This window comes from Tildeniella sp. (genome assembly GCF_059505325.1).
In genome coordinates this window covers 72916-92459 of sequence record NZ_JCACKI010000017.1, presented here as the reverse complement: position 1 = coordinate 92459, position 19544 = coordinate 72916, and the positions used below count along the sequence as shown (strand labels likewise).

Annotated in this window: 13 protein-coding genes; 9 read left to right on the top strand and 4 right to left on the bottom strand. The window is 51.9% G+C overall.

Features of this window, described 5'->3' with window-relative positions; all coding sequences use genetic code 11:
- Positions 1 to 102: 102 nt before the first annotated feature.
- The 3 genes from AC5JO6_RS07525 to AC5JO6_RS07515 all read right to left on the bottom strand — a co-directional run bounded on the left by AC5JO6_RS07525 (position 103) and on the right by AC5JO6_RS07515 (position 3834).
- A complete protein-coding gene (locus AC5JO6_RS07525; protein ID WP_496080438.1) occupies positions 103 to 972 on the bottom strand; it encodes a transglutaminase family protein in 870 nt (289 codons plus the stop codon).
- A gap of 357 nt (positions 973 to 1329) precedes the next feature.
- Positions 1330 to 2292 carry an alpha-E domain-containing protein gene (locus AC5JO6_RS07520; RefSeq protein WP_496080435.1) on the bottom strand — a complete coding sequence of 321 codons (963 nt, stop codon included), beginning with the start codon at positions 2290 to 2292 and terminating at the stop codon, positions 1330 to 1332.
- Positions 2293 to 2400: 108 nt separating this feature from the next.
- Positions 2401 to 3834, bottom strand: a complete 1434-nt coding sequence (locus AC5JO6_RS07515) for a circularly permuted type 2 ATP-grasp protein (protein WP_496080434.1) — start codon at positions 3832 to 3834, stop codon at positions 2401 to 2403.
- Between the two features lie 503 nt (positions 3835 to 4337).
- Between AC5JO6_RS07515 and AC5JO6_RS07510 the strand changes: the two genes are divergently transcribed.
- Both AC5JO6_RS07510 and hetR read left to right on the top strand, forming a co-directional pair.
- Complete coding sequence (locus AC5JO6_RS07510; protein ID WP_496080433.1) at positions 4338 to 4550, top strand: hypothetical protein; 213 nt, start codon at positions 4338 to 4340, stop codon at positions 4548 to 4550.
- A gap of 639 nt (positions 4551 to 5189) precedes the next feature.
- Positions 5190 to 6101: a heterocyst differentiation master regulator HetR gene (gene hetR, locus AC5JO6_RS07505; protein ID WP_496080432.1), complete on the top strand. Its 912-nt coding sequence runs from the start codon at positions 5190 to 5192 to the stop codon at positions 6099 to 6101.
- Positions 6102 to 6298: 197 nt separating this feature from the next.
- Here hetR and AC5JO6_RS07500 read toward each other — a convergent pair whose 3' ends face one another.
- Positions 6299 to 7345, bottom strand: a complete 1047-nt coding sequence (locus AC5JO6_RS07500; RefSeq protein ID WP_496080431.1) for a dipeptide epimerase — start codon at positions 7343 to 7345, stop codon at positions 6299 to 6301.
- A gap of 368 nt (positions 7346 to 7713) precedes the next feature.
- Here AC5JO6_RS07500 and AC5JO6_RS07495 point away from each other — a divergent pair, with 368 nt between their 5' ends.
- The 7 genes from AC5JO6_RS07495 to AC5JO6_RS07465 all read left to right on the top strand — a co-directional run bounded on the left by AC5JO6_RS07495 (position 7714) and on the right by AC5JO6_RS07465 (position 19306).
- Positions 7714 to 9015 carry a S41 family peptidase gene (locus AC5JO6_RS07495; protein ID WP_496080430.1) on the top strand — a complete coding sequence of 434 codons (1302 nt, stop codon included), beginning with the start codon at positions 7714 to 7716 and terminating at the stop codon, positions 9013 to 9015.
- A gap of 277 nt (positions 9016 to 9292) precedes the next feature.
- Entirely contained in the window at positions 9293 to 9895 is a 603-nt protein-coding gene (locus AC5JO6_RS07490) for a Uma2 family endonuclease (RefSeq protein WP_496080429.1), read from the top strand.
- Between the two features lie 586 nt (positions 9896 to 10481).
- Entirely contained in the window at positions 10482 to 14930 is a 4449-nt protein-coding gene (glgP, locus tag AC5JO6_RS07485; RefSeq protein ID WP_496080428.1) for a glycogen/starch/alpha-glucan family phosphorylase, read from the top strand.
- A 283-nt stretch (positions 14931 to 15213) separates the two neighbouring features.
- A complete protein-coding gene (locus AC5JO6_RS07480; RefSeq protein WP_496080427.1) occupies positions 15214 to 16395 on the top strand; it encodes a transaldolase in 1182 nt (393 codons plus the stop codon).
- A 277-nt stretch (positions 16396 to 16672) separates the two neighbouring features.
- The gene (locus tag AC5JO6_RS07475; RefSeq protein WP_496080426.1) at positions 16673 to 17884 is read left to right on the top strand and encodes an acetate kinase; all 1212 of its coding nucleotides are present in this window, start codon (positions 16673 to 16675) and stop codon (positions 17882 to 17884) included.
- Between the two features lie 160 nt (positions 17885 to 18044).
- Entirely contained in the window at positions 18045 to 18512 is a 468-nt protein-coding gene (locus tag AC5JO6_RS07470; RefSeq protein ID WP_496080425.1) for a hypothetical protein, read from the top strand.
- A gap of 170 nt (positions 18513 to 18682) precedes the next feature.
- A complete protein-coding gene (locus tag AC5JO6_RS07465) occupies positions 18683 to 19306 on the top strand; it encodes a hypothetical protein (RefSeq protein ID WP_496080424.1) in 624 nt (207 codons plus the stop codon).
- The last annotated feature ends 238 nt before the right edge of the window (positions 19307 to 19544 follow it).

Here is a 19544-nt window from a genome sequence, read left to right as displayed (position 1 = left end):
CAAAGACTTGCCAGCATTGCCTCCGGCTATCTTTTGACCTCGTCGAACTGACGTTGTATTAGTACAGATGCCGCGGTTGATCGAAACCGGGTTTCTCTGCTTTCACGCCAGCCCTTGAATGGTGAGCTGGTAGGTCATCGTTGACTGGGCACCGTTTGCCTGCTTGAACGCGCCAGAAATGGGAGCCGCGTAGCTAGAAAGAGGGCTGGCAACCAGGGCAATATGTCGATCGGCAACCGCCAGCCCTTGAGTGGGGTCGTAGCCGCGCCAGCCACCACCGGGTAGGTAGACTTCAGCCCAGGCATGGAGATGTCGCTCATTACTGTTTGGATCACCTTCCTGGTAACCGCTGACAAAACGAGCCGCTAGCCCGATCGCCCGACACACTTCCACAAACAGCACGGCAAAGTCACGGCAGGTGCCCGATCGCGTTGTCCAGGTAACGCCTGCTGATAACGGATCGCCTGTTTCACGAATCATGTACTGGCAACCCTTATAAATTCGTTGATTGAGTTCACCTAAGAAACTGATCGTATTGCTACCAACAGCCTGGACGATTTCTTGTGCAAGCTGGAGCGCGATCGGATCAACACTTGTCGCATAGAGCACCTGTTGACCGCTTAGATACGGCTGTAGCTGCAAGAGCAGTGACGAGGGGTAGTCGATCGGCAGTCGCGCTACCCACGCCTCTGGCACATAGTCAAAGGGATTGGTGCGGTGAGTCTCCACCTGCGACGACACTTGCACCGTAAGCGTATCCGTCTGATCAGGCTTAAACCAAAGGTTGTCCAGCGTGTTGCCATCCAAATCGGTGACCGTCGCTTCCTGTGAGGGTGTTGGCGTAACCATCAGCGAGAACGATCGCACCGTCTGCGAACCATCACTGCGAGGTCGCAAGCGCACCACATGGGGCAGCAAGCTCACAGGCTGACTGTAGGAATAGTTAGTTGTATGGCTAATTTGGTAAAGCACGAGTGAGGGGTGAGGGGTGAGGGGGGTAGGGGGTAGGGGGGTAAGGGGAGAGGGGAGAGGGGTGATGTTTAGAGATTCGTCGTTGATACTTTGAGCTTCGTTGTCGATGAGCGGAGGTTCGTCAGCCATGCTCGGAGATTCGTCGTTGATACTCGGAGATTCGTCGTTGATACTCGGAGGTTCGTCAGCCATGCTTGGAGGTTCGCGGTTGATACTCGGAGGTTCGTCGTTGATGTTCAGAAGCTCGTCGTTGATGCTCGGCGATTCAAGGCTGAAGTCAACGATGTACTGTTTGGGCTTGCAACAACACACATCCTTACTGACTCCTCACTCCTCACTCCTCACCTCTTCACCCACTCACCCAACAGGTTGCAGGGCGATAAACGTTTCAAAAATCTTCTCGCCGACATCATTCATGCGAATCTGCAAATCATCCAGCGTTTCGTGCAAGCCGTTATCGATGATGTCCTCAATGGTGAGGTAGTCAAGGTCAGAACGGAGTCGCCCCAAAGTGCGCTCGACGGGTGTACGCCAGGTGCCAATGGGTGTACCTGTAATTTCATGGAGCGATCGCTCTGCTTGCAACAGACAAAAGCGCACCGATCGTGGAAAGTCTCGTTCGAGCACCAAAAACTCGGCAATGGAATTGGGCGAAAGGCGATGTAAGCCCTGCTTGCGGTACATCTCATAAGCGCTGGCAGATTTCAACAGTGCCATCCACTGTAGTTCGTCTAGCGTACTGCCCACATCTTTAACCGACGGTAGCAAAATGAAGTATTTGACATCGAGAATCCGCGCCGTTTTGTCTGCTCGTTCAAGAAACCTGCCGATTTGCCCAAAGTGCCAGCCTTCGTTATGTGTCATCGTCGCATTCATCACGCCAATAAATTGATGGCTCGACAGCTTGACTTCTTCAAAAAAGCGGAGGACAGCAGAGAGATCGTGGAGCGATCGCGTTTGCGCCACTTCCGTCACCATGAGATAGAACGCATTCACCTGATGCCACATTTCAGAGGAAATAATTTCGCGCACCGATCGGGCGTTCTCTCGTGCGATTCGCAAGCAGGATGCGATCGAGTTCGGGTAGTCTGGGTCAAACGTGAGAAACTGAATCACCTTTTCTGCCGTTGCCTCACCATATCGCTCTTGAAACAGCGGCAAATCGCCTGTGGTCATAATAATCGGTTCCCACTGCTGAGTAGTTCCAGCAGGAGAATCGAGCAGCAGGTTTAGGTTCACTTCCACAAAACGGGCAACATTTTCTGCCCGCTCCACATAGCGGTTGAGCCAGTAAATTGAATCAGCAACACGACTTAGCATTTAGAGAAGTTTTTAGTTTTTAGTTTTTGGTTGTTAGTGGTTAGGGTTGCTAGCGACTAAAAACTAACAACCTTAGCGCAGCCATGCCAAAGGCTTTATGACTAACCACTATTTGCACACGACCCACGTATCTTTACTGCCGCCACCTTGAGATGAGTTAACCACCAATGAGCCTGGACGCAACGCAACACGAGTTAGCCCCCCAGGGCTGACATAGACCTTTTTGCCATACAGAATGTAGGGGCGCAGATCGACATGACGACCTTCAAAATGATCATTAATCAGCGTTGGCACTCGTGATAAAGAGAGCGTTGGCTGAGCAATGTAATTACGCGGTGAGGCTGCAATCCGTCCAGCAAAGTCTTCTCGCTGTTCTGGTGTGGCAGTAGGACCAATCAACATCCCATAACCACCTGACTCATCCGCCGCTTTAACCACCAGTTTGTCCAGGTTTGTCAGCACATGCTGCTGCTGCTGCGGTTCCCAACAGAGATAGGTTGGCACGTTTGCCAAGATTGGTTCCTCATTGAGATAGTAGCGAATCATCGCTGGCACGTAGGAGTAAATCACCTTGTCGTCTGCGACACCTGTACCCAGAGCGTTTGCCAGTGCCACTTTGCCAGAACGGTACACATCCATCAAGCCGGGGATGCCCAGCAGCGAATCGGGGCGGAAGACTTTGGGGTCAATGAAAATATCGTCAATGCGGCGATAAACCACATCAACGCGCTTCAAGCCTTTGGTCGTTCGCATTTGCAGGTAGCCATCTGCCACAATCAGGTCGCGCCCTTCGACCAGTTCCACGCCCATCTGTTGAGCTAAAAAGGAATGCTCAAAGTAGGCAGAGTTGTAGATGCCAGGAGTCAGCACAACAACGGTTGGATCAATCAGGTGCGGTGGTGCAAGGTTCAGCAAAGTTTCCAGCAGGTGACTAGGATATTCTTCCACAGGCTGAATCTGCATCGTGTTAAAGACGAGCGGAAACGTGCTTTTCATCACGCGGCGATTTTCGAGGACGTAAGAAACGCCGGATGGACAGCGCAGATTGTCTTCTAAGACGTACCATTGCCCATCTCGATCGCGCACCAAATCAGTGCCCGTAATATGACACCAGATGCCGCCCGGTGGTTTCAACCCCATGCACGGCTTCAAAAAGCCACTGGCAGAGTAGATGATTTCAGACGGGATAATCTTGTCCCGCAAAATTTTCTGCTCGTTATAAATATCTGCCAGGAACAAGTTGAGCGCGTAAATGCGCTGCTCCAAGCCCTTTTCCAGCGTTGCCCAGTCGTCTGCCGAAACAATGCGAGGAATAATATCGAAAGGAATAATGCGCTCTGTGCCCTGGTTATCGCTGTAGACGTTGAAGGTTACACCCATCTTAAAGAGTGCGATCTGCGCCGCCTGTTGCCGCCGCTGCACCTCTTCAGGCGAAAGGGAGTTGATGCGATCGATCAGCGGCATTGTGTCAGGACGAGGCTCTCCCTTCGCAGCAAAGAGTTCGTCGTAGAAATTCCCTGGCTCGTAATCGTCGAATTGCACAGCGCTAGATCCAATGCATACCCCCTCATCAATAGAGGGGAGAGTCACTGTAAACAGTAGTATCTGATACTTTTTCTGTGTCGGCGCGGACTTTAGGTACGAGGGAAACGTCGGTTTTTACTCTTTTTACTCTAAGTTGCACAGCGCATCGGCAGTTGGAACGAAGACGGCACGTGTAACCGTGGTTAAGCGCTTTTATGTTGCGATCGCATTGATAGCATCACTATCTGGCGTTACTGAATGCATCCCTCATCCCCAGCCCTTCTCCTTGGGGAGAAGGGAGCCAGAAACCATTTCCCCTCTCCTTTTGGGAGAGGGCTAGGGTGAGGGTAAAAGCAGCGATTCATCCCATGATCAGCAACGCCCACTATTCTATTGAGGTGCCCGTTTGCTAGATGCACAACGCCTCTATCGCAGCAAGCAGACACGATTTCAAAAATTTGTCCTGATAAGTTGACAAATCTTCCGTAACAGGTAAAAGAACCTACCCGGACTTTACCTTTATGTACCTTCCTCTCACTGCCTTGCTACCAAGCTTGCTGCTAGTAGTGCTAACAGCCGATTTGCGAGATGCTAAAGCGATCGCGCATCAAACTCTGCGATCCTTCAATCAACCTGCCTCTGTTGCTCAGCTAGCCGACGTGAACATGCAAACCTTTCACCGTGGCAGTGGTCGCCGCCAACTTTTCTGGGAGTCTACACTCTCTGAAGGCTAATAGGAGGCGAGTGTAAGCGATGCGGTTTTGTCAAAGACGCTCTTGTTGGGGTACTCTGGCTAAACTGTGCGAATGCGGCTCAAGGGCTAACTTATGCCTTGAAGTGTGATCAGAATCGTTGCTGTCACCGCGCTCTGCCTACATGCTAAAAGACAGCGGTACTGCTGAAGTAGCTTTCTTCAAGCCAGTTCATCGTTGGCTTAGACCCACTAAACGGGTTCAAAAGACCGTTTCAAAAGACCGTATAGACTGGCACATGCAGGTAAGATGGCTTTTGCTATAGACCGAACGTGCTGCTTATGTCCGCGATCGTGTCTTGAGTAATCGACTACATCAAGAGTGACAGTCCCACTGACTTGTTTTTCAGCACATAGATGAGGTTAGAAGAAAGTGGAAATTTCTAGAACATAAGCTACAGACACTCTGATGGATCAGCTTGATGTTTTTAGAGATGGGAAGACTAGGATAATAAACAGTTAAGGGATTAAATAAACGGTTTAATGGTCACAGTGGCAGAATAGTCTCATTGAAGCGTCATTGCTCTGTAAGATTTAGGTATCTCAGACGGCACTATGTCGCAAGGTGAGCGTAGCATCATCATTTTTTCCGTAGTGGTTCCATTGGGTTAGCTTTGTTGACATGATTAAAGACCTCGATCTGATCAAACGTCTCGGTCCTAGTGCCATGGATCAGATCCTGCTCTACCTGGCATTTAGTGCCATGCGAACCAGTGGACATCGGCATGGCGCTTTTTTAGATGCGGCGGCTACGGCGGCTAAATGTGCCATCTACATGACTTATTTGGAGCAGGATCAAAACCTCCGCATGACGGGGCATCTGCATCATATTGAGCCAAAGCGCGTGAAAGCCATTGTGGAAGAAGTCAGGCAAGCGCTGACCGAAGGCAAGCTGCTTAAGATGCTTGGTTCTCAAGAACCACGCTATTTGATTCAGTTTCCCTACGTCTGGTTAGAGCAATATCCCTGGCAACCGGGGCGATCGCGCATCGCTGGCACTAGCTTTACGTCAGAAGAAAAACGTCAAATTGAGCAAAAGCTACCACCCGTCGATTTGCCCGATGCCCAGTTGATCAACTCCTTCCAGTTCTTAGATCTCATTGAGTTTCTGCACGGTCGCTCTCAAGAATACGTGCCAGAAGACCAGCAGATGCCTCTCAGCGAAGCACTCGCAGAACATATTAAGCGGCGGTTGCTTTATTCTGGCACCGTCACCCGACTCGATTCTCCGTGGGGAATGCCTTTCTACGCCTTGACACGGGCATCCTACTCCCCTGCGGATGAGGAAGAGCGGACATTTATTATGGTGGAAGATACTGCCCGTTATTTCCGCCTCATGAATGCGTGGGCAAAGCGACAGTCTAAGGCAATGCGTGTGCTTGAAGAACTCGATATTCCAGCCGATCGCACCGAAGAAGCGCTGGAGGAGTTAGACAAAGTAATGCGGCAGTGGGCAGACAAGTATCACCAGCCCGGCGGCGAACCGTTTGTGATGCAAATGGCGATCGGACTGAGGGAGGAAGAGCAGGAGTAGGAAGCAGGGGAGCGGAGGAAGCAGGGGAGCGGAGGAAGCAGGGGAGCAGAAAAACCTTGAGCCTCTTCTCTTTAGTAACGCAGCATAACTCAAAATGCAAATCTCCCCCTGCTCCCTCTTGCCCCCCTGCTCCCTCTTGCCCCCCTGCCCCCTCTTGCCCCCTCTACTCCCTCTGCTCCCTCTGCTCCCCCATCTTCTCATCTCAGCCTCACTCCTACACCCGACTGTTCCTCCGGCAACACGCGTCCATTCTGAAAGCTGGCACCGATGAACGGATCGTCGAGAAGGTTTAAGTGGCTGTCCAGATCGAGATAGTCGGCAAGGGGCGAAAGTTGAGCAAGTGCAGTGTTGAGTAACGCACTATCGGAATAGCAGCCGAACATAATTTTTAAGCCACAGGCGCGGGCTGTGTGAATCATGCGCCATGCCTCTGTGATGCCGCCCGCTTTCATGAGTTTAATGTTGATGCCATGTACGCGATCGGCGAGTGGCGGGATATCGTAGCTACTAAAACAGCTTTCATCGATAAAGATTGGCAGAGGCGAATCTCGATAGAGCGCAGGCAAATCGCCTTCCTGACCTTTTGGCAGTGGCTGCTCAATGTAGGTAATGCCCCGATCGGTTAACCAGTATGACATTTGCAACGCTTGTTCCAGGTTCCAACCACCATTGGCATCAATGCTGATTTGAGTGATATGAGGAGCCACACTCTGTACCGCTACCACCATTGCCTGGTCTGCCTCAAGCCCAGTTGGACTGCCTAGCTTCAGTTTTAATGCCTGAAGGGTCGGCACTTGACCCAACCAATCTCTGACACGTTGTTGAGCCAGGTTGGATGGATTGATGCCGATCGTGATAGAGGTCGGGACGATGCGATCGCGATTCAGTCCCCATAGTTGCCACAGCGGTAGGTTTGCTTGCTTTCCTATCCAGTCGTGTAGTGCAATATCCAGAGCCGCCCGCGCACCCGAAGGCAAACGGGCTTCTAGCATCAGTCGCTCAATACGCTGACGTTCTAGCGGGCTAAGGGCTTTGAGCAGGGGGGCAATTTTTTGCAGCGATCGCGCGATCGCCTCGGTGGTTTGGGGCTGTTCGCCGATCGAAAACGGTGACGCTTCCCCCCATCCTTCGATACCGTCATGCTCAATCACGACCCAGACGTTTGTCGTCTGCGCCGTTGTACCACGACTGATGGTAAGAGGAAAGCGTTTGTGGACAGTGAAAAGCTGAACGCGGAGTTGCATGGGAAGAAATGGGGAGGCGGAGGGAGCTGGGGAGGCGGAGGGAGCTGGGGAGGCGGAGGGAACTGGGGAAGAGGTTCTGAGTTTTGGGTTGAGGGCATTATTAGCAATACCTTATCTTCTTCTGACTTCTGACTTCTGACTTCCAACTCTGCTTCCCCTGCCCCCTCTGCCCCCTCTGCCCCCTCTGCCCCCTCTGCCCCCTCTGCCCCCTCTGCTTCCCCTACCCTTAAACCTCTACTCCCTGTACTCCGTCCCCCCTAACGATTTCCTAGCCAAACAAGTCCATTGAGGGATTTGTGGAACTTTCGTGGTTCGCTTTAATTCAGTTTAGGAAGTGAAATCGTTGTCTGAACGACAGAAAAATGCTGATGCTGACTAATTTCATGCGATCGAACTTCGCGCGATCGCAGCGGCTGCCTCGTCAATGGTTGACTGTACTTTTAGCCAGTGTTCTGGTGCTTTTACTTTACTGGGCTGGTGCGCCTCTACTTTCACGCGCAGAGCCATCGCCAGCCAAGGTGTTTGAGCAGATTTGGCAGACAGTCAACGATAATTTTTACGATTCTAAGTTTAATGGTGTTGACTGGAAGGCGATGCGGCAAAAGTACGCTTCCCAGGCGACACAGGCGCGATCGTCCGAAGCAATGGCGGTTGTAGTCAACCAGATGCTTGCTGAGCTAAACGTGTCTCACACACGTTACTACACGTCAGCAGAACCAGAGTACTACCAGCTTGCAGGCGTATTTTGGCGACGCGGCATTCAGCGGCAGCTCAAGCCTTTTTTGCCTAACGGTAAGCTGGAGTATGTCGGCATTGGTGCCTACACCCGTGACGTTGATGGCAAGACCTTTGTCCGTGCAGTGCTGGATGGATCGCCTGCTGCTAAAGCCGGACTCAAGGTTGGGGATCAAATCTTGTCAGTCAACGGCAAGCCGTTCCAGCCAGTTGAATCGTTTGCCGAAAACGCCGATCGCCCCGTGCAAATCCAAATTCAACGCACACCGGACGCAGGCACACAAACGATCGCCGTTACGCCCAAACGCCTTGACCCCACGACCATGTTTCTCGATGCGATGAAGGCAAGCGTACAGGTCATCGATCGCGGCGGCAAAAAAATTGGCTACATCCACATCTGGTCGTATGCCGATGATGCCTACCAGCGGCAGCTTGAGCAAGAACTGAGCGATCGTCTGAGTCAGGTCGATGGACTTGTTTGGGATCTGCGCGATGGCTGGGGCGGAGCCGAACCCAGCTACCTGAATCCCTTCACAGCACCCGCACCCAATGTGACGTTTACCAACCGCGACGGCACCAAAGGTAGCTTTAACCTGCCGTGGAAAAAGCCAGTCGTCATGCTGGTCAACCAGGGATCACGCAGCGGCAAAGAAATCCTCGCCTATGGCTTTCGGCAGTTTCGAGTCGGCAGAATTGTCGGCAGCAAAACCGCTGGAGCTGTGCTAGCTGGACGTGCCTACATCATGCAGGATGGCAGTCTGCTCTACGTTGCCGTTGCCGATGTCCTGGTAGATGGACAGCGCATCGAAGGCAAAGGCGTAGCCCCAGATATCGACGTACCGTTCACAGTGCCTTATGCACAAGGACGCGATCCGCAAAAGGAAGGGGCGATCGCCGCAGTGCTAGAGGCGATCGGGAAGCCTGTGCAGCGGTAAGGAGTGAGAAGTCAACGTTTGAATTAAATCTCCGCGTCTCTGCGTCTCTGCGGTTGTCTCCTACTCCTACCGTCTAGCAAACCGTCCACGATCGCACCTGAATTAGCTACTGCCCTAGCCACTGCCCCACCTGGAATATGAGAATCCGGTTGATGTGGGAGAATGGCAAAACAAAGGATATTGAAATCGGCAAAGGCACGGTTGAAGCGTGGAAAACAGTGTTCAGAGCAAAGACTTGATTGCACGCAATTTCACATTCACAGGCTGAGAGGCAACTATGACAACGCTGCTTATTCAAACGGATAATACTCCCCTGACCGTGAATTTGCCTGCGATCGCCCCCATGACTCCAGCAGAGTTCTACGCCTTCTGTTTAGCCAATCGCGATCTGCGCATTGAACGCACTGCCAGCGGAGATGTAATCATCATGCCGCCCGCTTTTGCCGATACAGGAAATCGAAACTTTAAAATCGCTCAACAACTGGCTAACTGGGCTGACCAGGATGGCACTGGCATAGGTTTTGACTCTAGCGCCGGGTTTACTCTGCCGAATGGCGCAACCCGTTCTCCTGACGCTTCCTGGATCAGACTGGAGCGCTGGCAGACCTTAACGGAAGCACAAAAAGCATCCTTTGCACCAATTTGCCCTGACTTTGTGATTGAGCTACGGTCTTCCAGCGACACGCTAACCAGTCTGCAAGACAAGCTGCAAGAATACATAGCGAATGGGGCTGTGTTGGGATTTTTGATCGATCGCAAAAACTACACGGTGCATTTGTATCGTCCCAATCAGAAACCAACCGTATTAGACAATCCTGAAACGGTGAGTGGTGATCCAGAGTTGCCAGGGTTTATCTTACAAATGGCGAAGATTTGGTGATCGGCGAATGTTCAGGATGTTGTTTGTACTATCCCTGAATCAGCCCATCAAACTCACAGAGCCTTCATGTTAAGAGCGATCGCCCAGAACCTCAGCCTGGAACCGAGCCAACTTAACTGATAGGACTGACGCAAAGCTCATTTTGTGATGGTCGCTCAAAAGTTAGCAAGGTGTCAGCATGTAAAGATCCCCGACTTCTACGATGGGCTTGCTTTTATGGCTTCGGTTTAACCAGAAGTTGGGGAGCTAAAAGACCGGAGATGTGCGATCGCGTCCTCTATGGGCACCGTTGGAGTGACAATGCTCGCAGCCTTACACCCGACTATGAGCGGGTTGTCCGAACATCACGAGAGCGTGCTTTAGGTTGTCATGATTCGCTTGATGCTGCGAGGCTTGACCAGAAATCATCGCACCTGGAAGTCCAAAACGACTGAACAAGCAGTTACCATCACGTTTTAAAACCTCAAGATCAGGCTGAATTTTCAAAGGTTACGACGAAAATGTGTTGCCGATTACCTATGAATTTGTGCCTTTACCCAAAGAATGTGGACATCTTCCTCACACACTCTAGCTGTCCGAGGTCTCTATGCGTCAGAAAACGGTTCGCTTCATCCTCAACGTTGCACTGCTAGTCGTCTTCTCTACACCTCTGATAGTGACGCAGATAGCGATCGCTGCTCCTGCCCTCAGCCTGGATCTCCCGACCTTTCCGTTACCAACGGATGTACCGGAGCAAACTATGGTGCGAATTGACGGTGACAGCAGCATGTCGCTGATTAACCAACGCCTGAAAGAACAGTATCAGCGGGAGTTTCCTGGCACACAGGTGTCGATCGAGGCTCAGGGCACCGATGCGGCTCTGCAATCCTTACTCAAGGACGAGATTGATTTAGCGGCGATCGGTCGGTCGCTCACCAGCGCTGAGAAAGCAAAAGGGTTAAGCGAAATTCCTCTCAGCCAGGAGCGCATTGCGGTTCTGGTCGGCAGCAACAATTCCTTTAAGGGCAATCTCACCGTTGATCAATTCGTCAAAATGCTCCGGGGCGAGATTAGCGATTGGTCAGAAGTTGGCGGTGCGCCCGGTGCGATTCGGGTGATCGATCGCCCCCTCACCAGCGACACTCGCATTGCCCTCAGCCGCTACGGCATCTTTCAGCCAGAGGGCTTGACTATTGGAGCAAATGCTGTGCAGCTTGAGGAAGATGATACAGCATCAATGATCCGACAATTGGGCACGGACGGCATTGGGTATGCGATCGCCAGCCAGGTCGTTAACCAGAACAAAGCTCGCCTTGTCAAGCTGGTTGTCATGCACGAAGCGCTTCCCGATGACCCACTTTACCCCTACGCTCAACCTCGCGGCTATGCCTACAAAAAAGCCCCTGACGTAGCAGCTAGTTCCTTCCTTGGTTTGGCAACCGCCGCCTCTGGACAGGCAGCCGTTGCTGCCGCTAAGACAGCCGAAGCGACCGCTGTTGTAGATGCCTTTAAGCCTATACCCATGATTTCGGTCGTGCAGACAGCGGAACCAGATACGTCGCCCTTTGCCCAAACGTTCAAGGCAATCCCTTGGTGGCTGCGGTTAGTGTTGCCTCTGGGCTTGCTGGGGCTACTGCTCCAGTGGGTGTTGAAGCGCTTTGAGCCACAGCCGTTGAGTCCTTCAACCCGTCCTTCTGACCCGATCGCCGATCGCCCAATCGCTCCCGTCGAGAATCGTCCCATAAGGGCGACTTTGGTGGCACCAACGGTTTCTACGCCAACAGAATCGGCACCATCAGCCGTCAACGCTGCTCAATCAACGGTTGAAGAACCAGTTCCAGACGCGCCAACATCAGACGAAACGCCAGCGCCAGCAGCAGTGCCAGCCTCGGAAGAGTCTGCTCTTAACCCAATAACCGCGATCGCGGCAGGAGCAGCGGCTATTGTCGGTCAGGTAACAGCTGCAACCCGTCGTCAGAATTATTGGACAGACGCTCAGCAAGTGTATGAGCATGGCATCGAACTGGTTGCTGCGGGGCAAGCTAGCACAGCTCTGGGTTGCTTTGATCGGGCGATCGAGCTGAATCCTAGTTTTGCCGCTGCCTGGATTGCGAAAGGCAACGCGCTGGTTAACTTGGGACAGCGTGATGAAGCAAAGAGCCATTTGGCACGGGCGGCTGAGTTGCAACCCGGTGATGAAGCCATTACCCAGCTTCTGGCAGAACTAGACGCGGAACCAGGCGTTGCTGCAACAGTCCCTACGCCCAAGATCGCTGAAGCAACGGCTGAACTGGCGGTCACTGAGTCGATTCTTGCTGATGAAACGCTCCCTGAAGCAGCCGATGAGTCAATCAATCCTGGTCTAAATAGTGCTGAAGCAACAACAGTAGAGCTAATCATTGCGGAGACTGTTCCCGAACCGATCGCGGCTGAAGCGTTGCCGGATGCGATCGTGGCTGAACTCACGACGCTGGAAGAAACCATTGATGAGCCGCTTGTTGAAGCCACACTCTCTGAAGCAGCCAGCAAGGCGATCGCGCCTGACTCATCCGTCACTCCCACCCCTTCTCAACCGTCTCCTCAGCCACTTGCAGCAGAGTCCCGCAGCCCAATCAGTGCAACTGCCAGCGTGATCCCCCTTGGGGATATTCGCGAAGGGTTCAGCGTCGAAGCCTTCACGCAAGCCTTCCGGGATAATTTGCTGCGCTTTCAAGGCAAGCCGTTGGAAGCGGCAACGCCTCAGGATTGCTACACGGTGCTTGCTTACATGGTGCGCGATCGCCTGATGCAGTTTGAAACGCCAGAAGCATTTTTAACCCATCCAGACAGTCGTTGGATCGGCGAGGTGTCCGCTGAATACACACCGGGACCGCACTTGCAAAACAATTTGGTCAACCTGGGCAGTATTGACGTTGTGCGCCAGGGTATTGAGGGCTTGGGATTCAATCTTGATGAGATTTGCGATCAGGAAGCAGAACCGGGACTTGGCAAAGGTGGCTTAGGACGGTTGATGGTTTGCTACCTGGAGTCGTTGTCTACGCAGGCAATTCCGGCGATCGGCTACGGCATTCGCTACGAATACGGCATCTTCGACCAGGAAATCCGCGATGGGTGGCAGGTAGAAACACCCGACACCTGGCTGCAAGCAGGCAACCCCTGGGAAGTTGAACGTCCTGACAGCATGGCAGAGGTGAAGTTTGGCGGACGCACCGAAGCGTCTCTGGATGAGGAAGGACGCTATCGAGTTCGTTGGGTGCCGCAAGAGGTGGTTAAAGGCATTCCCTATGACACGCCGATCTTGGGCTATCAGGTGAAAACGGTTAACCTGCTACGTCTGTGGCGGGCAGAAAGCGACAGTCCGTTAGGCAAAGTGTTATATCCCGTCGATGTGGATTTTCAGGGACAGGAGTTGCGTCTGAAGCAACAATTCTTTTTAGTCTCCTGTGCGATGCAAGATGCAATACGCCTACATCTTGAAGCGGGCAGAGCGATCGAGACGCTCCACGAACGGGTTGCCCTACAGCTTAACGACACCGATACCACGCTGGCAGTCCCAGAATTAATGCGGTTGCTGGTCGATGAACACGGTCTTGAGTGGGAACAGGCGTGGGAGATTACACGCAACACGCTTTCGTACACGAATCATAGTCTGATGCCCGAAACGTTGGACGATCGCTGGTCGATCGCCATCCTTGCAGCCATCCTGCCCCGGCACCTGGAAATCATCTTTGAAATCAACGCCCGCTTTCTCGCAGAAAGCAACATTCATGTTGGCGATGATGTTGATCACCTGCGTCGGTTGTCTCTGATTGACGAAACGGGCGATCGTCACGTCCGGCTAAACAATTTGGCGTATGTAGGCACTCATGCCATCAACGGCGTTTCTGCCTTACACACTGAACTGCTGGAACAGACCGTTCTATCTGATTTCTATGCGCTGTATCCAGATAAATTTAGCAACAAGACCAACGGTATTTCGCCCCGACGCTTTTTGCTGCTGAGCAATCCTCGACTGGCAGCTTTGATCACTCGTCGTTTGGGCGATCGCTGGATCACCCATTTGGATGAACTACACCCACTTGCAGCAGCCGCGGATGATGGAAATTTCCGGCAGGAGTGGCATCAGGTGAAACAAGCAACGAAGCAGGATCTGGCAGCGATCGTGTGTCAGCAGACAGGTATTGAGGTGGATGTTCACTCCCTATTTGATGTTCAGGCAATGGTGCTGCACGAATCTAAACGGCAACACTTGAACGTTCTGCACATCCTGACGCTGTACAACCAAATTAAAGCCAATCCCGATTTGGATGTAGTGCCTCGCACCGTTATCTTCAGCGGCAAGGCAGCACCGGACTATTTCACTGCCAAGCTCATTATTAAGTTGATTCATGCCGTTGCCGATCTGGTCAATGCCGATCCGGATGTGCGAGGACGGCTCAAAGTCGTCTTTTTGCCTGATTTCACCCTCAAGGCGGCTCAGCGGCTTTTGCCAGCAGCCGATCTCGCAGAGCATCTTTCTACCGCAGGCACAGAAGCATCAGACACAGGCAATATGATGGCGGCGCTGAACGGTGGATTAATCATCGGCACACCGGATGGTTCCAACCTGGAGCTGTTTCAAGCGGTCGGTGCAGCAAACGCCTTCCAGTTTGGCTTAACGGTTACAGAGGCGGCAGTTTTGCGGGCAACAGGTTACAACCCCTGGGAGGTTTATCACGCCAACTCCAACTTGAAAGCAGCGATCGACCTGCTCACTTCTGGCACGCTGTCTCACGGTGATACAGAGCTGTTTCAGCCGCTGGTGCATCTACTCTTATCCTCTGACTACTATCTGTTGCTGGCAGATTACCAGCCCTACATCGACTGTCAGGCGCAGGTGAGTCAAACCTACCGTGACTCGGATGCCTGGACGCGCAAGTCCATTCTCACAACCGCAAAAATGGGCAAGTTTTCGAGCGATCGTTCCATTCGCGAATACTGCCAAAACATCTGGAACGTAGAGCCAGTGAACGTCGAAATCGCCGATTATGTGCCGTCGAAAGCTGCTTTGATGTGAAAAAGTTTTTAAGCAATCAGCGGTCAGCCGTCAGCCGTCAGCAATGAGTGCAGCATTAGCTGAAAGCTGAAAGCTGATAGCTGATAGCTGATAGCCGAAAGCTGATAGCTGATAGCTGATAGCTCATAAAAAGCTATTTCTCAGCTATGAATGTTACCGTCAACGTGTAGAGACGCAAGGCAATCATTTTCAGAGTCGTGCGAACAGCTTTACTAATGCGTACCCAAAGAAGGGGTCTCTAAGGCAAAATCAACAGTAACTGGACTATTAAAGGAGATTAGAGATGGCTAAGACTTTGCTAGAGCAACTTCGGGACATGACGATCGTCGTTGCCGATACAGGAGACATTCAGGCGATCGAAAAATTTACGCCCCGCGATGCCACGACTAACCCGTCGCTGATCACCGCTGCTGCCCAAATGCCCCAGTATCAGAGCATTGTGGATGAAACTCTACTCCAGGCAAAGAAAGATGCGGGCGCAGGAGCCACCGAAGCGCAGATTGTGTCCCTGGCGTTCGATCGACTGGCGGTATCCTTCGGCAAAAAGATTCTGGCAATTGTGCCCAAACGGGTGTCTACTGAAGTTGATGCGCGGCTCTCTTACGACACCGATGCCACGATCGCGAAAGGGCGTTATCTCATTGCCGAATACGAAAAAGCAGGCATTTCCCGCGATCGTGTGTTGATCAAAATCGCCTCGACTTGGGAAGGCATCAAAGCCGCTGAAGTGCTGGAGCAAGAAGGCATTCACTGCAATCTGACGCTGCTGTTTGGGCTGCATCAGGCGATCGCCTGTGCCGAAGCCAAAGCCACCCTCATTTCTCCCTTTGTCGGACGGATTCTCGACTGGTACAAAAAAGATACGGGCAAAGACTACGCTGCTACCGAAGATCCAGGCGTGCTCTCTGTGACCACTATCTACAATTACTATAAAAAGTTTGGCTACAAAACCGAAGTCATGGGAGCCAGCTTCCGCAGTCTTGGCGAAATCACCGAATTAGCAGGTTGTGATCTGCTGACCATTTCTCCAAACTTGTTAGCACAGTTGCAGGAAACCATCGCAGACCTGCCCCGCAAGCTTGATCCCGCTCAGGCAGCCGCTTTATCCATCGAAAAAATCTCAATAGATAAAGCCACCTTTGACCAGATGCACGCCGCCGATCGCATGGCAACCGAGAAGCTTGACGAAGGCATCAAAGGCTTTAGCAAAGCACTCGAAAGCCTGGAAGGACTGCTTGCCAAGCGATTGGCTTCTCTTGCTGGCACCACAGTGGTTAGTGAAGCAGCCGATCACATTTTTCATGCCTATGACTTAGACGGCGACGGGTTTATCACCCGCGAAGAATGGATGGGCGCTGATGTTGTTTTTGATGCTCTGGACGCTGACCATGACGGCAAAATCACTCCCGCCGAGATGAGCGCAGGGCTAGGAGCAGTGCTGCCACTCGCAACCGTTTCAGCATGAGCCTGTAACAAGCAGATCGGGCGATGCTGCATACGAACCCTCATCCCCAGCCCTTTTCCTCAGGGAGAAAGGAGCTAGAAGTCTTATCCCCTCTCCTTCTGGGAGAGGGCTAGGGTGAGGGGAAATTCAGGCATTCATACATCAATTCAGCAACGCTGGAGCTTTCTAGAAGAGAACTACTAAGCAATTGACAAAGTGGGACGGACAGAGGTTGCCTTGGCTTTGTCAGTCTTAGAGCAGCGCATTGTGTCATCCATGCCTCTTAGAACGCTGATTCATGAAAATACTGATCCTGAATGCAGGCTCTAGCAGCCAAAAAAGTTGCTTGTATGAGGTCGGCGATCGCCTTCCCGATCAGCCTCCCGCTCCACTTTGGGAAGCCAATGTCGATTGGACCCATCAACAGGGCTGTGCAGAAATTAAGGTCAAAACGGCAAACGGTGCTGTGTTGGAAGAGAACATTCCCGTTCAGCAGCGCCCCAAAGTCATTGCCCACATGCTAGAAACCCTTTGGCAAGGTGAAACTAAAGTCATTGATCAGCCAGCCGCGATCGATCGAGTGGGGCATCGCGTCGTGCATGGCGGACAAGATTATCGAGAGAGCGTGCGAATCACACCAGACGTGAAAGCAGCGATCGCTCAACTCGCGGTACTGGCTCCTGTGCATAATCCCGCTAACCTGGAAGGCATTGAGGCGATCGAACTGGCATTGGGTAACGATGTGCCGCAAATCGCCGTCTTTGACACTGCGTTCCATAGCCAAATCCCCGATGCAGCGGCGATCTATCCGGGTCCCTATCAGTGGGTCGATCGCGGCATTCGGCGCTATGGGTTTCACGGTATCAGCCATCAATACTGCGCGCAACGGACTGCTCAACTGCTCAACCGCGATTTACAAGACCTGCGATTGATCATTTGTCATCTGGGCAATGGCTGCTCCCTTTCTGCCATTCAGCATGGGCACAGCATTGATACAACAATGGGCTTTACGCCTTTAGAAGGGTTAATGATGGGCACTCGGTCTGGCTCCGTTGATCCTAGTATTCTGATTCACCTCATGAGACAAGAAGGCTATACGGCTGACCAACTCGATCAGGAACTGAACAAAGCCTCTGGCTTGCTGGGAGTCTCTGGTGTATCCGCCGATCTGCGTCAGGTGATGGTAGCAATCGAGGCAGGTAACGCTCAAGCACAGTTAGCGTTCGATATCTATATCCATCGCCTGCGATCGTGTATGGGTGCCATGCTTGCCAGTTTAGGCGGTTTGGATGCTCTGGTTTTCACAGCAGGCGTAGGCGAAAATGCGGCGATCGTCCGCGCCCGTGCCTGCCAGAACTTTGCTTTTATAGGTTTGAAGCTCGACTCTGAAAAAAATCAAAACCATCCGGTTGATCAAGAGATTGCTACGGCTGATTCCACCGTACGCATCTTTGTCATCCACACTCAGGAGGATTGGGCGATCGCTCAGGACTGTTATCGTCTGGCTTGAGATTGGTGCATGAGAACGTAATACTCTTTAAAGCCTCCACATACAAGTTTCTTATTGTTTTCCTCTAGAGTGGTTAGTGTCAGGACTGTCGTCATTCTGGCAATTCAGTTGCTAAGAACACGACATCAACTTGATTGTTGCCATCTATGAGGGTTTTGAAATGACTGCAACGTATACGCCCGAAGAAGCTGGAACTGTGATCAAAGCCGTAACCACAAGCGGTTTAGCTGTTGCAATCGCCGATATAGGGATTGTTTCAACGGCGATCGAAGCCACCGCGATGATGAAAGAAATTGTGGGCGCAAGCAAGACGTATCCAAACAACGCGTTGATTCAAGCCGTCTTTTCTGAAGAAAGCCTGAAAAAGTCATCTCCAGGCGATCCTGGTAAAGATATCACGCCAGATAATGCGGCTGAAAAAGCGATCGTTGCGATTAATGCAGCCGTGGCGATCGTGAATGCAAAAGCATCCCCTGAAGAAGTGAACGAATACAAACAGTTCATTTACGCAACTGCCGATCGTGTGGCTAATGCCGCTGGTGAAGGTTTGTTTGGCACGGGTTCTAACAAAGTCAGCGCAAAGGAAGCTGCCACACTTGCCAAGCTTAAAACGGCATTGGGAGTTTAACGTCACAAAAAATGACGCGTTAATTTGACTGTCGATTGCATTGTGGTTGCCGTCTGTTGTCCTCATTGACAGACGGCAAATGTGCACCGGACAATTTTGACGAGACCTTGAAGCATTCAGATGAACCAATGTTCTTTTTACAGAGTACGAGTGATTAGGAGTTTTTAGTGATGATGCTCAGCCTTTCTGCCCCATTGCGTCGCCTGCTGGTTTCCCTTTCTTTTTGCTTTGTGTTGCTGCTGACGACGGCTTGTACTCCTAAAGCAACGTCTCCCTTCGCTCAAGCACAGCAAGATTCGACGCGTAGGGGCGCACCAACTGCTGTGGCTAAAACGGCTGAACAAGGTGCCTCCTTTAATAAACTATTTCCGCGTGAAGTGAAGGGCTATGAGATTATCCCGACACAGGAAAAGAAAGGGTTTGCTGAATATAAGGTGCTACAAAATAGCAAACCAGTTGCCATGCTGTCGATCAGCGATACAACCAGTCTTCCGACAGCCGCTGCTAAGTATCAGGCAACCGATTTTAAGGTGGCAAACTATCCGGCAGTCGATCAGGGTACAACAGCAACGGGCATTCTGATCAATAACCGCTATCAGGTCAAAGTACTTTCTCGTGATCCCTCGTTTACAAGAGACGATCGCCTTGCGTGGCTGCAAAAGTTTGACCTGGTACAGTTAGCAACATTCAAGCCTGCGCCTGCACCGATCGCCAAAGCCTTACCAGCGCGATCGCCTGCTGCCCCACTTTTGCCAGCTAAGCGCCCTACCCTAACACCACAACCAGCGACCTGATGATGATTTGCTAAAGCTAAGGGCTTTGCGGTTTAATAGCCGACCAATGAATCAGGTTTCGACGGCGCTCAACCTTCAGTCGTAGCGGGTTGAGCGTAGCCGAAACCCAAACCACGGGTATCTTATTTTCTTGCAATCCCCTAAGCTCGCAATCCCCTAAGCTCATGATTGGGGGCGCATTTAACCATCAGCGATCGGTCTACAACCAGTTGCTGACCGCTGACCGCTGACCGCTGAC

Coding starts and splice junctions, on each gene's coding strand:
- AC5JO6_RS07520 (WP_496080435.1), bottom strand. CDS start 2,292: ATGCTAAGTCGTGTTGCTGATTCAATTTACTGGCTCAACCGCTATGTG.
- AC5JO6_RS07510 (WP_496080433.1), top strand. CDS start 4,338: ATGTACCTTCCTCTCACTGCCTTGCTACCAAGCTTGCTGCTAGTAGTG.
- hetR (WP_496080432.1), top strand. CDS start 5,190: ATGATTAAAGACCTCGATCTGATCAAACGTCTCGGTCCTAGTGCCATG.
- AC5JO6_RS07500 (WP_496080431.1), bottom strand. CDS start 7,345: ATGCAACTCCGCGTTCAGCTTTTCACTGTCCACAAACGCTTTCCTCTT.
- AC5JO6_RS07495 (WP_496080430.1), top strand. CDS start 7,714: ATGCTGACTAATTTCATGCGATCGAACTTCGCGCGATCGCAGCGGCTG.
- AC5JO6_RS07490 (WP_496080429.1), top strand. CDS start 9,293: ATGACAACGCTGCTTATTCAAACGGATAATACTCCCCTGACCGTGAAT.
- glgP (WP_496080428.1), top strand. CDS start 10,482: ATGCGTCAGAAAACGGTTCGCTTCATCCTCAACGTTGCACTGCTAGTC.
- AC5JO6_RS07480 (WP_496080427.1), top strand. CDS start 15,214: ATGGCTAAGACTTTGCTAGAGCAACTTCGGGACATGACGATCGTCGTT.
- AC5JO6_RS07475 (WP_496080426.1), top strand. CDS start 16,673: ATGAAAATACTGATCCTGAATGCAGGCTCTAGCAGCCAAAAAAGTTGC.
- AC5JO6_RS07470 (WP_496080425.1), top strand. CDS start 18,045: ATGACTGCAACGTATACGCCCGAAGAAGCTGGAACTGTGATCAAAGCC.
- AC5JO6_RS07465 (WP_496080424.1), top strand. CDS start 18,683: ATGATGCTCAGCCTTTCTGCCCCATTGCGTCGCCTGCTGGTTTCCCTT.